This window comes from Anabaenopsis sp. NIES-4685 (assembly GCF_059725405.1).
The window spans coordinates 2,074,757-2,088,899 of the sequence record NZ_AP043602.1 but is presented as its reverse complement, the minus strand read 5'-3'; the positions used below and the strand labels follow the sequence as shown (position 1 = coordinate 2,088,899).

Below are 14,143 nucleotides of genomic sequence, written 5' to 3'. Positions count from 1 at the left end.
ACCTCCCCGAATATCGCCATAATATCTGAAGTTAAAGACCTAATAAGCTATTGTGCAGCTAGATTATATAATAAAGAATTAAGTAACTAAGCGATCGCTTCTGAAGTATGCCAGCAAGAAACCATCTGTCTCAAGAGCAAAGAGAAAAGCTATTAAAACACCTAAAAGAGGAAGATAATCCTTATGTAAGAGAAAAAATACTAATATTATTGTTGATGAATGATGGGAAAACTTACCAAGAAATAAGTGATTTTTTAGACATAGCATATACAACAGTAGCATATTGGGCAGTGCATGGTGATCCAGATAAAATAGAAAGTTTTTTAGATGGAAGAAGAGAAGGTAACTTCCGTAAAGTAACAAAAGAATATGAGAATTTATTGTTGGAAGTAATTGAGAAAAACCCTGATGAATGTGGATATGAATTTGGCAGATGGACATCAGCCAGACTAGCGACATATCTAGAAATAGAGACAGGAATAAAGTTAAGTAGTTCGCAAGTAAGGAGAATTTTAGAGAGAAAAAAGTACGTTTACCTTTGGGCAAAGTACAGCCTAGAGGATAAACAAAATCCAGAGAAGCGTAAGTTATTTAAAGAAAAATTAGCCGAATATTTAAAAATAACGAAATCAACCCCTGAGCTTTTACAGGTATGGTTTTGGGATGAGAGTGGATTTAGTTTAAGAGTGATAAGAAGAAAAACATGGGGAAAGAAAGGTAAGAGAAAAGAGGTGACAGGACAAAGGAGAAGGGGAAGAGTGAACATTATGGGAGGGTTGCGTTATCATGACAAAAAAAGAATAAACTTTGTGATTAAACAGGGAAATGCAGATGTGTTTTATGAGCAGTTGAAATCTCTGAATCATTTTTTAAGACAGGAATGGATAGAAGCAGGAAATAAGCCGGAAAATTTTCCTGATAATTCGGCTAAAATAGTTATTATTCTTGACAATGCTAGTTAAAAAAAAGAAAAGATATTTTAGCTCGGATTGAAGCCGAAATGCCAAATATTATTCTAGAATTTTTACCACCTTATAGTCCAGATTATAATTTAATTGAACTGGTATGGCATTCGGCGAAAGAATATATAGCTCACAGATTATTTGAATCGGTAGAACAGTTAGAAGAATTATTAACTAAATTGCTAAACGAAGGAGGTCTTATTATTAAATGGGAGCGCAAAGTTAAAAATAAAGGTAATGCTGTTTATTCGATTTAGCTGCACAACAGCTTACCCGTTGTCTCATACCCCCCGACATTTGTAGGGGTTTTTTCTCCATCGCGTCAGCTAGTCCCACCATGGCCAAATGTTCCCGCACAATTGCCCTTTTCTCTGGTTCTGACTTATCGGGATAAACGGCGTTGACAGCTAGGTAGATGTTTTCAAATGCAGTCCGCCAAGGGAGCAAGGCATAGTTTTGAAACACCACCATTCTATCAGGCCCTGGTTTGGTGATTGGTTGACCTTCGAGTAAAACTTCCCCAGAGGTAGGAAAGTTAAAACCAGATACCATATTTAGCAGTGTGGATTTACCGCATCCAGAGTGACCGATGACGCAAATAAATTCACCCTGTTCAACATTTAAGTTAACGCCATCCAGGACAGTGAAAGGGCCTTTCTTAGTGGGATAGACTTTGGTAACGTCTTTAATTTCTAAAAAAGGTCTGCTGCTCTTAATAGCACTTGCTGATGGTGTACTTTCGTGAAAACGCAATCTGGGGTTTTGCATGGTGGTGACCGTAATATTCAGGTTGAAGTAAATATCTAGACAAATTCGCCAATATTTTTGATTTAAGCCACTTTCCTGCGGGGTAAGTCAAGGACGACCTCTGCAATGGCGAAATCACGTTTAATCTGCAAGCTGTTGAGATATCCTATGGGGTCGTCGGAGTTAAAGGGAGTACCATCAAAAAGCTGGATCGGCTGACGAGTATAGCTGATGTCCATACCTAATTCCCTGGCGGCGGTGCTGAAGACCCGTACACGGCAGACCCTTTCTACAACTTCTACCCAGTTTCTGGGGAACGGCGTGTCACCCCAACGGGCTAACTGACTCATAATCCAGATTTGTTCGGTACGACTGGGGCGGTTGATGGCTGACTGAGCAAAAAATTGGTGGTGGGCGTATTCCCTTAATGGGCGATCAGAGGTTAGCTGAATGTATTCTAAATCAGTGCTGACATAATTTCTACCGGCCACAATTGATCTGACTTCTGCAGCATTTTCTGGACTAGAACAATATTGGCAAGCTTCCAGCAAAGCTTTAGTTAAGGCGATATGGGTGTTAGGATAGCTCTCAGCCCAATCTTCCCGCACACCGAGAACTTTACCGGGGTGTCCTAACCACACTTCCAAATCCGTAGCAATGGTAAAGCCTACACCTTCCACCGCCGCGCGGTAGTTCCAAGGTTCACCGACACAATAACCGTCTATACTTTTGTTTTGCAAGTCGGCTACCATCTGGGCGGGGGGAATGGTCTGCATATCCACATCTATATCAGGGTCAATACCACCACCGCTAACCAGTAACGCAGTAACAAGTTGTGCATGGATGCGGGATGAACTACCCCCATTGTGTGGCGTTGCTCGCCGGTACGCAGCAGGTATGTTTTGAAGTCTGATAAGGTGCGAACACCTTGATCATAAAAGTGTTTTGCTAAGGTGATGGCGTTACCGTTACGGGTCATGGTCAGGGGGGTGACTACAGGTAGGGGTCGGTTGTTATTTCCCCCCAATGTTAACCACATGGGCATTCCTGAGGGCATTTGGGCTGCATCCAGATAACCGCCACTGATACCATCAACGATACCCCGCCAGCTACTTTCTCGCACCAGGTTGACTTCATCTAAACCATGCTTAGTGAAAAACCCTTTTTCTTGAGCAACTGCTAAGGGGGCGCAGGCTGTCAAGGGTAAGAAACCTATTTCTAAGTTAACTTTTTCTAACCCATGACGAGAAACATCTGCGGTTTTGCGGGCGCGAATTTTTTTGATGCGTTTTTGCTGGTTGAGGAAGTAAATCATTTCACTGCGCAAGCTGTAGTAGCTGGGATGTTCTACTACTTCCATGCGTTTGCGGGGTCTGGAAATATCAACTTCCAGGATGTCACCAATTTTGGATTCTGGACAGTTGGTGAGCATGACAATTTTGTCCGATAACAGCACTGCTTCATCTACATCATGAGTCACCATGACGGCGGTAACTTGATTTTCTTCGCAGATTTGCATTAACTGTTCTTGTAAGTTACCTCTGGTCAGAGCATCGAGTGCGCCGAAGGGTTCATCTTGCTCGTTAATGTAATTACTGTTGAATCAATTGGACAAATTGCATATTTGTCATGTAATTTTTTCTGAACTTTTTTCTGGACTAATTGATTCAATTGATGATAAATCTTTCGGAATATTTCTCGGTTTCTATGTGTGTTAGCCTTGGAAAATGTTGAAATACTTACGTCAATTCCCGTATTATTTAATCTTTTAAATAAGTCCCGCATACTTGTTAAGCTATTATCCAAGGCATAAGCCAACCAACACTCAACATAAAGACGGCTGTTCAAAACTGGATAATCATTTTTTGGCAACGGTCTGAGGATGTCTTTGACAATCTTGGGAAATGAATTTATAATCATTATCAATTAATTTATTTTAATCCTTCGCCCAAAATTTACCATATTTTGGGCTATTTTTATGACCTCTTTCTTAACATTCAACACTTGTGGTGGGCAACAGGTAATTATTAAATAAATATTAGATAGGTCATATAAGTAAAATTATATGTTGCCAACTCACACTAACAATAGATAGACCATTACTGATGATAACTATTTATTGAGAAAATACTTCCGGCAACTTATCCATATATAGTAATGTTCATAACGGCAATGTCATGTAATTTATGTAAACCATTTATAAACCCCTATACAGAATATTTTTGTATTCCGGTGTTCCCTGGTACAGAATGGTTACAAAAATTGCTGTACATAGTCATTTTGGAAATAGACCTGTCGCCTGGATTCGGAATTATTGTGGTAATGACCCCGGAAAGCAAGTAGAATAGATGAATATATAGCAGTAACCGACCAAAAAGATTTGCTGTGGTAAATAGAAATTGGGCTGGGAGGATTGTAATAACATCTTCCATCTTGATATGTGGGTTAATAGCGTCTCCACAATTGCCCTCCTTAGCGGATAATAGTAGACGGACTGATAACTCCAGCAACACGCAACTGATTACCGCCAGTAAAGCAGAGTTTGGAGTACTCAGAGTTGACCCCCAAGGACAAAATAAATTTACCCCAACCACCAGAGTATTACTATACCAAGGTGGTAAATACGGTTGGAGGATTCAACTAAAGAATTACCGAGGTCAGGTCACATGGAGGGAAGTACTAAGATTGCCAAAAGCTCCGGAAACCTGGGCTACAGAGGATGGTGAAAGCTTGTCCTTATCAGCTGATAGTATGCAAGCTGTAACAACCCGGACAGTGTATACTACTGACGGTACTATTGATAACTTTTGGACAATGGTTCCTGGAGATCCTGGTGGTCAGCATCAAATACAGGTTTACATTGATAACCGCCTAATTGGTGCCTTTGATTTTGAAGTAATCTCCCTGAAAAAATAACCTTTGCGTAACTTTGCGTACCTTTGCGCCCCTCTGCGTTAAAAACCATTGCAGACTATCCTAGAAATAGAGATTTCACACAAGAAACTCATGGATGCTAACGAACTAATCAGACTTTATAACGCAGGCCAGAGGTATTTCCCCGCTACCCACTTAAGTAGAGTCAAGCTCATAGCCGCCTACCTACCGGGAATTAACTTGTGGGGAGCAGATCTGAGTCAAGCCAACCTAGCCCAAGCGAAACTGTGGGGAGCAGACCTGAGTCAAGCCAATTTAGCGCGAGCCAACTTAACCAGGGCTAACTTATCTGGAGTGAAACTGACCCAGGCGAATCTCCGGGGAGCGAAATTGAATTTAACCAAGTTGTATGGAGCTGATTTAACTGGGGCTTGCTATGATGACAGCACGCGGTTTTCTAGGGGCTTTGACCCCAAGAGTCACAATATGCAGAAATTTTAACGATTATAACCTTTCGGCTTCGGGTAAGGGGAAAATTGCACCAGCGAGGTAAGCCTGAAAGTGTTTTTGGAAGTATAGCCACGAGGTCATATCCTCAGCATCTAAAACAGCCTTTGGGGCTTCCTTGTACAGAGGAACACGGGTATTAATTTCATCCTGAAGTAAGCCGGGTAAGTGTGTAAAATCAGTGACCTTACAGCCAGCAGCACTGTAAATGAGATAACCAGGGCGATCGCCCATTTTCATCCAGGGTAACCATTGACCGATTCTATCCCAACTCAGTCGCAGATGGGAGACTGAATCTAGTTGCGAGTTAAATAAATCTACGGTGGGTACAGCCAACTTAAATAGTTCCGAAGCCTGATAAATGGGATATGGGCTATATTCAGCAAACTTGGGATTTGCGCCCAAGGGATTAGGATAGGTAGGAAAAATATCAAAAACAAAAGTTGTAGTATCTCCCTCAACTTGCGCGGGAAATTTACCTTGAAATTTTCCCTGTACCGGATTATTTGCTACATGCATAACAGGTACTGTTTCACCTGTCCAGGGATTTTCCCAGAGGCGCAGAATCTCCCCCGTTTGGGGACTTAAATAGTAAGTAAGTTCCCTAGAAGTAAAATCCCAGTTATCTTGTGCTGTGGGAAGGCACCTACTGACACTGACTCCCGATATTTTAAATAGCAGTTTTCTGTTCTCACCGGGGATAAAACTGTAAATTTTACCTGTCCAGGTCAGGAATGTAGATTTTCCTGGGTCAAGGGATGAACGAGTTTTGACCCATTGGTGAGCATCTAATTCTTGGTGATTAGTCATGGCAACATTGGGTGATTAAACTGACTCAGAAAGTTGGGTATCAAGACGGCGAAACAAAAAGATCCACAGGGGTAGGGAACTATTAATAGCAATCAGTCGGATTAAATGGCCAGTGGTGACAATTTCGACATCATGATTTAATGTCAGGGATACCAGGATCATTTCTGGCGCTCCTCCTGGTGCGGTAACCAGTAGACAAGTTAACCAGTCCCAAGAAGTTAACTGCATGGCCAGCATAGCAGCGATCGCACCAGCAGCTAGAGTCATAGCCACAGACATAAAACCGTAACTAATGGCTCTTGTGCCAATATTAGGTTTCTTTCCCCAATATTCACCAATGGTAATTCCCAGAAGCATTTGGCCTAATAATTTTATCAAACCGGGGGGATTAAAAGCCACATCACCCCAAACAGGTATGCACTGGAGCAAAGAATTAAACCCCAGACCAACTAATAATGCACCAAAAAACTCAGCGGCGGGGAGTTTAAATAAACCAGCCAGATAAACTACCAACGCCGTAATTAGCAGCGCCAAGCAGAGTAAGCCCAATTGAGACGGGTCAAAATTTACTACTGTATTTGTCACAGGTAAAGTTTCAGCCTGGAGAACATCAGCAACAGATGACCGTGCAATGAATGGAATCAGTAATACAACCGATGTAACACGAATAGCCTGAACCAAAGCTACAAGGGTGACATTACGATTATAATCCGCAGCAATAGATGACATAACTCCCACACCACCGGGAACCGTCGCCAACATAGAGGTTAATAAATTGGTTTGACTCAAGCGAGAGTAGATGTAGCCAATGCAGATACCACAAACTATTAAGAACAAAGTCAGAAAAATAAATACAGGAATCCCAGAAGCCAAACCCGTTAAATCGCTACCACTACTTGAAGCACCCACAGTTAAGCCCACAAGTGCCATTCCCACCTTGCGGGCCCGGCGATTAGGACTGGGATTATACTGATATACAATCCGACATATTTGTAAAACCATAGCACCCGAGGCTAGTCCCCCAAATATCCAAGCAATTCCGCCCACGTGTAATTTGACTAAGACTAAACCCAGGGGTATTGCTAGTAGCAGTTCTAGAGTAAAGATAATCAATGGCTTCACAGATAACTGTAGTGGGGAAAAACTGTGATTTTTATGAGTGGGGAACTCTTGGGTGGAAGTTAAATTAAGGTTTTGATTCATCGACCGGGGCTATTTAAATTAAATTAACTATGTACTTAAATTAACGCGCTCGACTGTGAACTCACATCTAAATAAATTTGAGTGAAATTTCCATGCAGTGTTACTACCTCAGAGGCTGATTTGAAATTACCAACCTGCTGTAGTCGCTTCTTCACCTCCTAACTGTGGCACAATAGAGAACGGTAATAAGAAAAATATTGTTAAGGTAATTTAGTGACTCCAACTGCTCAATCCACGGCCAGTGCGCGTCGCGTGGTATTCCCATTTACAGCAATTGTGGGCCAGGAAGAAATGAAACTGGCGCTGCTGTTGAACGTGATTGATCCCAAAATCGGTGGTGTAATGATTATGGGCGATCGCGGCACCGGTAAATCCACGACTATCCGGGCCCTGGCGGATTTATTGCCAGAAATCCCAGTTGTGGCCAATGACCCCTTCAATAGTGACCCCAAAGACCCCGACGTGATGAGCGATGAAGTTCGCCAGATGGTGGAACAGGGGGCGGAAATACCCGTGACTCATAAAAAAGTTCAAATGGTAGACCTACCATTGGGAGCTACAGAAGACCGAGTTTGTGGTACCATCGACATTGAGAAAGCTTTATCTGAAGGTGTGAAAGCCTTTGAACCGGGATTGCTAGCCAAGGCTAACCGAGGTATTCTCTATGTGGATGAAGTCAATTTGCTAGATGACCACCTAGTAGACGTGTTACTCGACTCTGCTGCTAGTGGGTGGAACACTGTAGAACGGGAAGGAATTTCTATTCGCCACCCAGCCCGGTTTGTGCTGGTAGGTTCTGGGAACCCCGAGGAAGGTGAATTACGCCCCCAGCTGTTAGACCGCTTTGGAATGCACGCAGAAATTCACACCGTCAAAGAACCTGCTTTACGGGTGCAGATTGTGGAACAAAGGGCGGAATTTGACCAAAATCCGCCTGAATTTCTGCAAAAATATCAATCTGAACAGGAAGCATTACAAGAAAAAATTGTCAATGCTCAGAATTTGTTACCCCAAGTCACACTTGACTACGAGCAGCGGGTGAAAATTTCCGAAATTTGTTCAGAACTAGATGTTGATGGTTTGCGTGGTGATATTGTTACCAACCGCGCCGCCAAAGCATTAACCGCTTTTGAAGGTCGGACAGAAGTCACTCTTGATGATATCAAACGTGTAATTACTTTATGTCTGCGTCATAGACTCCGCAAAGACCCCTTAGAGTCCATTGATTCTGGCTACAAAGTAGAAAAGGCTTTTGGGCGTGTCTTTGGTGTGGAATTACCCGCAGACGACCCAGCACAAAAAAATGGTGTCGGTCAAAAGTTAGGGGCGAGAAATTAACAAATTCCCCTGTTGAGTTTTGAACTGGTTGTTCAAAACTCAACACCTTATAGTAATATTTAAAACTCAACTAAACCCCTCAATCACAGTTGACATAAGCAGATTAATATAAGTATAATTATGGATTGTCTGTCTTATTCCTGCTCGGATCAGGTAGACATACACAAAAGCTAGCAACAGCGAGCGATCGCCTTTAAAGCCAGCTACCTGTACGGCAACTTCAAGGACAATTTCATGACCTACGCAATTATTGAAACTGGCGGCAAGCAACTAAAAGTTGAACCTGGTCGCTTTTACGATATTGAACTGCTCCATATCGAAGCCGACGAAAAAGTTACAATAGATTCAGTATTACTAGTGCAGCATGACGGCGAAGTCACCATAGGACAGCCGTTAGTAACAGGGGCGACGGTAGAAGGAACAATTCTCAGGAATCTGAGAGGCCGCAAAGTCATAGTTTATAAAATGAAGCCGAAAAAGAAAACCCGCAAAAAACGCGGACATCGGCAAGAAATTACTAGACTGATGATTGATTCCATCACCCTGAATGGCGCGGTATTTACTGCTCCAGAAGAGGTATCAGACGATACGAATACCGATAATTCCCCTGTAGAAGCTGTAGCTGAATAATAAAGAAAGAAAACACAAGAGGTAATTATGGCTCATAAGAAAGGAACAGGTAGTACTCGTAACGGACGCGACTCTAATGCTCAACGCTTGGGAGTCAAGCGCTACGGTGGTCAAACCGTACTAGCGGGAAACATTCTCGTACGTCAACGGGGAACCAAATTTCACCCCGGTAACAATGTTGGTATTGGTAGCGATGACACCTTGTTTGCCTTAATTGATGGTTTAGTAGCCTTTGAGAGAAAAGGTAAAGCCCGCAAAAAAGTTAGTGTTTATCCAGTTGCAACCCCAGGGGAGACAGCTACCGTTTAGATCTGCGTGGGTGGGTAATCCCCACCCTCTCCAACCACTACACATACCCTGAAGATACGAAGTGTAGTAAGTGACCGCAACCTAACCCCCCTAATGAAAAGAGCCAGATAATTAAAAAAGCTTGTAATTGTGTGAGACCAGCAGTTTGACAGTCAATTCTCGCCAAGATACCCGCACAAATAATCAGCAACATATCCAGAAATATACCGAACCAAGCTAGCATCAGAAAAAACAAGAAAGCGCCAAGAGTGGCAACAGTAAAAGACCTGAGATTTGAGCTAACTAATAGACTAGAATATTTTGAGATTACCGACACAGAAACAGTTAAGCTCGCCACTAAAACTAAAATAGCTAATATAAGTAATATCCACAGATAAAGAGGGGCATTATTATCTGATAATACCCAACCCAATGTACTGTAACTCAGTGAGACGAGTACTAAAGAAATCCAAGGTAGTGTTTTCAAACTAACATTCAATCTAAGACGGGTTGGCCTAGCCATTATAGAATCATTAATTCGGTGATTAAATCCATACAAACATCCTTGAATTTGCGCGTTCCAGTCGTGATGTTCTCCAGTGCGATATCCGCAAACATAGCAACCGCCAAGGTAATTTAAGCATAAACTATAAGTAGTCCCTTTTCATGTGAAGCGCTCGCTTGCTACAGGTATATGCCCAAGCCGTACAGTTACGACCTTCGTCAAAAAGTAATCCAAGGGATTGAACTCAATGGCTTGAAGAAAACTCAAGCCAGTCAAATGTTTAATATTAGTCGCAACACCATCACCCTATGGTTGAAGCGAAAAACCGATGGGAAAAATTTCGTGAGTTTGCTTCGGTACATAGCGATAAAACCCAAGTAGAGATGGCCTGACTCTGGCCTGAAGAAATTAGCGATCGCACAATCTCAAGAGCTTTGAAAAAAATTGGTTTTACGCGAAAAAAAAGACTTATGGCTACCGTGAGCGCGATGAGGTCAAACGACAGGCTTTCGTAACGCAGTTGTCTAAGTTACCTGTGGAGAAGATTGTATACCTCGATGAGTCAGGAATGGACAACCCAGAGCAGTATGATTACGGTTGGAACTCAAAAGGACAGCGCTTCCATGCACTTAAATCAGGTCGTCGTGAAGGTCGGGTGAACATAATTGCCGCGCTGTGTAACCATCAGCTGATAGCTCCTTTCACTGTTGAGGGTGCGTGTAATCGAATAGTATTTGAGACTTGGCTTGAAACTTGTTTGCTTCCCACACTCAAACCGGGACTGGTTGTGGTGATGGATAATGCCACATTTCATAAAGGTGGGCGCATTCAAGAACTGATTGAGGATGCAGGGTGTGACGTGTTCTACCACCTTATTCTCCAGACCTGAATCAGATTGAAAAATGTTGGTCTTGGTTAAAAAGTCGAATCCGCACGAGATGCCCTTTTTGCGTCCTAACCTCCTTGGCGGTTGCTATATTTTCCCAGTGATGCAAGATATAGCGGTTCCCAGTCTAATGAGGTACACTGATTAAGATAAGGCTGTCCATCTACTTAATGGTAAAAATGAAAGCATATTCTCTCGACTTTCGCCAAAAAATATTTGATACATACTTGGAAAGTGGAATATCACAACGTCAATTAGCAAAAAGATTCTGTGTAAGTTTAAGTTTTGTGGAGAAATTACTAAAGCAATATAGAGAAACACAAAGTATTGCTCCTAAACGGAGGACAAAACAAACTCCTACAAAGCTAAATTCTCAACAACTTAATATTCTCCAAGAAATAGTTGAAGCCAAGAATGATGCCACCTTGGGAGAAATTCGCTTAATTCTTCAAGAAAGAACAGGAATAACAATTGGTATATCTACAGTAGACCGGATGTTACAGAAGATGGAAATTAGCCTAAAAAAAAACATTGCACGCCTCGGAAAAAGAGACCCAAAGAGTTCAATCATTAAGAGTAGAATTCTGGCATCAGCTTCAGGGCATACCTGCTGAAAACCTTATATTTCTTGATGAATCGGGAGCTAATCTGTCTTTAATATAGAATTTCCCATGCTCGTGAGGTACAATTTTTTTTAGTTTGAGGGAATAGGGAACAGGGAATTGGTGTGTACTCCATGAACCTGAAAAAGGCTATAGAGGATATTTATAATTGGTTTACCCATTGTTGTTACTGTACCTCACTAGACTGACAAAGGCTATAAGATAAAAACAGATTTTTATTCAGAAGATCATGCAAGCATACAAACTCAAAGTAAAAATTGATTCATCTAATTGAGGAATTAACCAACTCTCCTTGACTGACTTAAACAACTAAGGGGTTTGAGATTGAAAATCAATCTTTGCTTTGTATTGCTTGATCTGTTCGTGAATCGCGTGTTGGTCGTCACCAGTGAGCAAAACAATCATCCTCTCACCCGCCATGATTGCCGTAATTGGCTGCTAACAGTATAAGTTCAATAGGTTATGATGCACTTACTCAGAAAAATTAACAACTTCCAGGGGAATAATGGTACAAACTAGTTAAATATTTGCGTAAATATTTGTAAACTATTAACAGCCCAGCAGCCACACGTCACATCTTGTTAAGGACTGATCATGAAACAACTTGTAATCGCGGAGCGCGTAGGCCTAATTGGCCACATCGTGTCAATGGTCTTTGGATTGGTAGGCATACTAATAGTAGTGCCGAATGCCGAAGTAATTTTCCATTTCTCTGAAATTGGACAAACTGCCATGCAGTGGAGTATGGCGGGAGGTGGTGTGGTCTATATGATCTTGGGAACCGCAGCTGTATTTTTGTATGGTTTGCGCACCTTGGGGTTAGGGAGAATTTTGGCATTTATGCTGCCAGCAATATTGATTTCCCTGACCAGTGAACTACTGGGAACCAGTACAGGATTTCCTTTCGGTCACTATAGCTATTTGAGCGGCTTGGGCTATAAAATTTCTGGTTTAGTGCCCTTCACAATTCCCCTATCATGGTTTTATTTGGGATGCGTTTCATACCTACTAGCCCGTGCTGGGTTAGAAGTGGACACAAAACCCAGTTGGTGGCGACATATTGTTGCTATTGCTTTAGGTTCCTTGCTGTTGACTTCCTGGGATTTTGTGCTTGATCCTGCCATGAGCCAAACTTCTCTACCCTTCTGGTATTGGCATCAACCGGGGGCTTTCTTTGGAATGCCTTATCAAAACTTTGCGGGTTGGTGGGGTACTGGTGCGGTGTTTATGACCGTCTCCGCCTTACTATGGAAAAACAACCCCATCAAATTTGAGCGATCGCAGCTGAATCTACCCTTAGTAGTATATTTAGCCAACTTTGGCTTTGCTACAGTCATGAGTTTAGCGGCGGGATTCTCCATCCCGGTAGTATTGGGGTGTTTCCTAGGAGTAGCCCCTGCACTAGCACTGTGGTTAAAAGGGTCAGCAGTATCTAACCAAACTGATACCCAATCAACCACCAACCAAATTTCAGTGGCAAACATCAAAGTTGCCTTGAAATAAAATTAGGGGACAGGAAGACTACCGAAGACAACCAAAAACTCATGTCTCCTGCCCAATTTTTTGTGTAATCACCATTTTCATTGCTAGATATTTTTATTGTGGAAAACGCTTTAACAGTAGAAAGCGTCATAACTTTTCTATTGCTACTTATTCAAATACCAGCAACGGCGATTTTACTTTCCCGTCTGTTGAAGGGGCCAAGAAGGTATCCCCCCATATCACCCCAACAGCCAACACCGGAACTTCTCGGTAGTGTGAGCGTTGTAGTTCCCACCCTTAACGAAGCCCTGCGTATTAGTCCGCTGTTATCTGGCTTAAGCCGCCAAAGTTACGAAGTGCGGGAAATTATTGTTGTAGACAGTAATTCCCAAGATGGAACCCCGGACTTAGTGAAAACTGCACAGCAGCAAGATCCGCGCTTTCGGTTAATCACAGATGACCCCTTACCGCCTAATTGGGTAGGTCGTCCCTGGGCTTTACATAACGGATTTTTGTATAGTTCCGAAGCAAGTAAGTGGTTTCTGGGGATGGATGCTGACACCCAACCACATCCGGGACTAGTTGCTAGTTTGGTGAAAACCGCAGAGGCCCAGGGATATGATTTAATTTCCCTCTCACCCCAGTTCATTCTCAAGTATCCCGGTGAATGCTGGCTGCAACCGGCATTATTAATGACTTTGCTTTATCGCTTCGACCCGGCGGGAATTACCACGACCCAGCCGGAAAGGGTGATGGCTAATGGTCAATGCTTTTTGTGTCGCCGTTCTGTTTTGGCTGCCGTCAGTGGTTATACTAGTGCTAGTAGTTCTTTTTGTGATGATGTCACCTTGGCGCGACATATTGCACAGCAAGGGTTTAAAGTCGGCTTCCTGGATGGCTCCCGGGTGCTGAAAGTGCGGATGTATGAGGGAGCAAGGGAAACTTGGAAGGAATGGGGTCGCAGTCTGGATTTAAAAGACGCATCTTTACCTGGTCAAGTGTGGGGCGATTTATGGTTACTCTGTGCAGTGCAAGGTTTACCTGTATTCCTAGTCCCTACTTGCTTGTTAGTTTCCTCCCCACGCCTATTATTGGGGTTAAATGTATTTCTGTTGGTTATTCGTTTTGCCCTGGTTTTTGCGATCGCACCTTCTTACGATCGCAAAACTGCTCAAGGTGGTTGGTTATTTTGGCTTTCTCCCTTAGCTGACCCCCTAGCTGTATTCCGAATCTTCCTTTCAGCATTGCGCACCCCCAGGGAATGGCGAGGGAGGAAGTATAACTGATT

Annotated in this window: 10 protein-coding genes and 5 pseudogenes; 10 read left to right on the top strand and 5 right to left on the bottom strand. The window is 42.7% G+C overall.

The genetic code is table 11. From position 1 onward, the window contains the following. Positions 1-107: 107 nt before the first annotated feature. Positions 108-1,219, top strand: a pseudogene (locus AC6IZ0_RS09235) (IS630 family transposase). On the opposite strand, the pseudogene AC6IZ0_RS09230 reads toward AC6IZ0_RS09235, so the two are convergent. The 3 pseudogenes from AC6IZ0_RS09230 to AC6IZ0_RS09220 all read right to left on the bottom strand — a co-directional run. Next, a pseudogene (locus AC6IZ0_RS09230) lies at positions 1,218-1,730 on the bottom strand (ABC transporter ATP-binding protein); the annotation flags it as partial. The pseudogenes AC6IZ0_RS09235 and AC6IZ0_RS09230 sit on opposite strands and share 2 nt — an antisense overlap. A gap of 62 nt (positions 1,731-1,792) precedes the next feature. Next, positions 1,793-3,285 (bottom strand): annotated as a pseudogene (locus AC6IZ0_RS09225) (ABC transporter ATP-binding/substrate-binding protein); the annotation flags it as partial. Next, positions 3,282-3,629, bottom strand: a pseudogene (locus AC6IZ0_RS09220) (IS4 family transposase); the annotation flags it as partial. The pseudogenes AC6IZ0_RS09225 and AC6IZ0_RS09220, both read right to left, overlap by 4 nt. A gap of 465 nt (positions 3,630-4,094) precedes the next feature. On the opposite strand from AC6IZ0_RS09220, the gene AC6IZ0_RS09215 reads away from it, so the two are divergent. Further along, positions 4,095-4,625: a PM0630 family protein gene (locus tag AC6IZ0_RS09215; protein ID WP_497725864.1), complete on the top strand. Its 531-nt coding sequence runs from the start codon at positions 4,095-4,097 to the stop codon at positions 4,623-4,625. Between the two features lie 90 nt (positions 4,626-4,715). Then, positions 4,716-5,084 carry a pentapeptide repeat-containing protein gene (locus AC6IZ0_RS09210; RefSeq protein WP_497725863.1) on the top strand — a complete coding sequence of 123 codons (369 nt, stop codon included), beginning with the start codon at positions 4,716-4,718 and terminating at the stop codon, positions 5,082-5,084. Between the two features lie 3 nt (positions 5,085-5,087). Here AC6IZ0_RS09210 and AC6IZ0_RS09205 read toward each other — a convergent pair whose 3' ends face one another. Continuing rightward, positions 5,088-5,900, bottom strand: coding sequence for a DUF1838 domain-containing protein (locus AC6IZ0_RS09205; protein WP_497725862.1), 813 nt, complete (start codon positions 5,898-5,900; stop codon positions 5,088-5,090). 15 nt (positions 5,901-5,915) lie between these two features. Next, the gene (locus tag AC6IZ0_RS09200) at positions 5,916-7,103 is read right to left on the bottom strand and encodes an AbrB family transcriptional regulator (RefSeq protein ID WP_497725861.1); all 1,188 of its coding nucleotides are present in this window, start codon (positions 7,101-7,103) and stop codon (positions 5,916-5,918) included. 213 nt (positions 7,104-7,316) lie between these two features. Between AC6IZ0_RS09200 and bchI the strand changes: the two genes are divergently transcribed. From bchI to cruG, 7 genes and pseudogenes are all read left to right on the top strand, one after another. Continuing rightward, positions 7,317-8,441, top strand: a complete 1,125-nt coding sequence (bchI, locus tag AC6IZ0_RS09195; RefSeq protein ID WP_271730908.1) for a magnesium chelatase ATPase subunit I — start codon at positions 7,317-7,319, stop codon at positions 8,439-8,441. Positions 8,442-8,675: 234 nt separating this feature from the next. Continuing rightward, the gene (rplU, locus tag AC6IZ0_RS09190) at positions 8,676-9,071 is read left to right on the top strand and encodes a 50S ribosomal protein L21 (protein ID WP_271730907.1); all 396 of its coding nucleotides are present in this window, start codon (positions 8,676-8,678) and stop codon (positions 9,069-9,071) included. A gap of 27 nt (positions 9,072-9,098) precedes the next feature. After that, the gene (rpmA, locus tag AC6IZ0_RS09185; RefSeq protein WP_271730906.1) at positions 9,099-9,380 is read left to right on the top strand and encodes a 50S ribosomal protein L27; all 282 of its coding nucleotides are present in this window, start codon (positions 9,099-9,101) and stop codon (positions 9,378-9,380) included. 673 nt (positions 9,381-10,053) lie between these two features. Continuing rightward, positions 10,054-10,854: pseudogene (locus AC6IZ0_RS09180) on the top strand (IS630 family transposase). Positions 10,855-10,929: 75 nt separating this feature from the next. Beyond that, the gene (locus AC6IZ0_RS09175) at positions 10,930-11,364 is read left to right on the top strand and encodes a helix-turn-helix domain-containing protein (protein ID WP_497725860.1); all 435 of its coding nucleotides are present in this window, start codon (positions 10,930-10,932) and stop codon (positions 11,362-11,364) included. Between the two features lie 603 nt (positions 11,365-11,967). Beyond that, positions 11,968-12,876, top strand: a complete 909-nt coding sequence (cruF, locus tag AC6IZ0_RS09170; RefSeq protein WP_497725859.1) for a gamma-carotene 1'-hydroxylase CruF — start codon at positions 11,968-11,970, stop codon at positions 12,874-12,876. A 98-nt stretch (positions 12,877-12,974) separates the two neighbouring features. After that, positions 12,975-14,141, top strand: coding sequence for a 2'-O-glycosyltransferase CruG (gene cruG, locus AC6IZ0_RS09165; protein ID WP_497726027.1), 1,167 nt, complete (start codon positions 12,975-12,977; stop codon positions 14,139-14,141). Positions 14,142-14,143 lie beyond the last annotated feature (2 nt).

Coding starts and splice junctions, on each gene's coding strand:
- rpmA (WP_271730906.1), top strand. CDS start 9,099: ATGGCTCATAAGAAAGGAACAGGTAGTACTCGTAACGGACGCGACTCT.
- AC6IZ0_RS09210 (WP_497725863.1), top strand. CDS start 4,716: ATGGATGCTAACGAACTAATCAGACTTTATAACGCAGGCCAGAGGTAT.
- rplU (WP_271730907.1), top strand. CDS start 8,676: ATGACCTACGCAATTATTGAAACTGGCGGCAAGCAACTAAAAGTTGAA.
- cruF (WP_497725859.1), top strand. CDS start 11,968: ATGAAACAACTTGTAATCGCGGAGCGCGTAGGCCTAATTGGCCACATC.
- AC6IZ0_RS09200 (WP_497725861.1), bottom strand. CDS start 7,103: ATGAATCAAAACCTTAATTTAACTTCCACCCAAGAGTTCCCCACTCAT.
- AC6IZ0_RS09205 (WP_497725862.1), bottom strand. CDS start 5,900: ATGACTAATCACCAAGAATTAGATGCTCACCAATGGGTCAAAACTCGT.
- AC6IZ0_RS09175 (WP_497725860.1), top strand. CDS start 10,930: ATGAAAGCATATTCTCTCGACTTTCGCCAAAAAATATTTGATACATAC.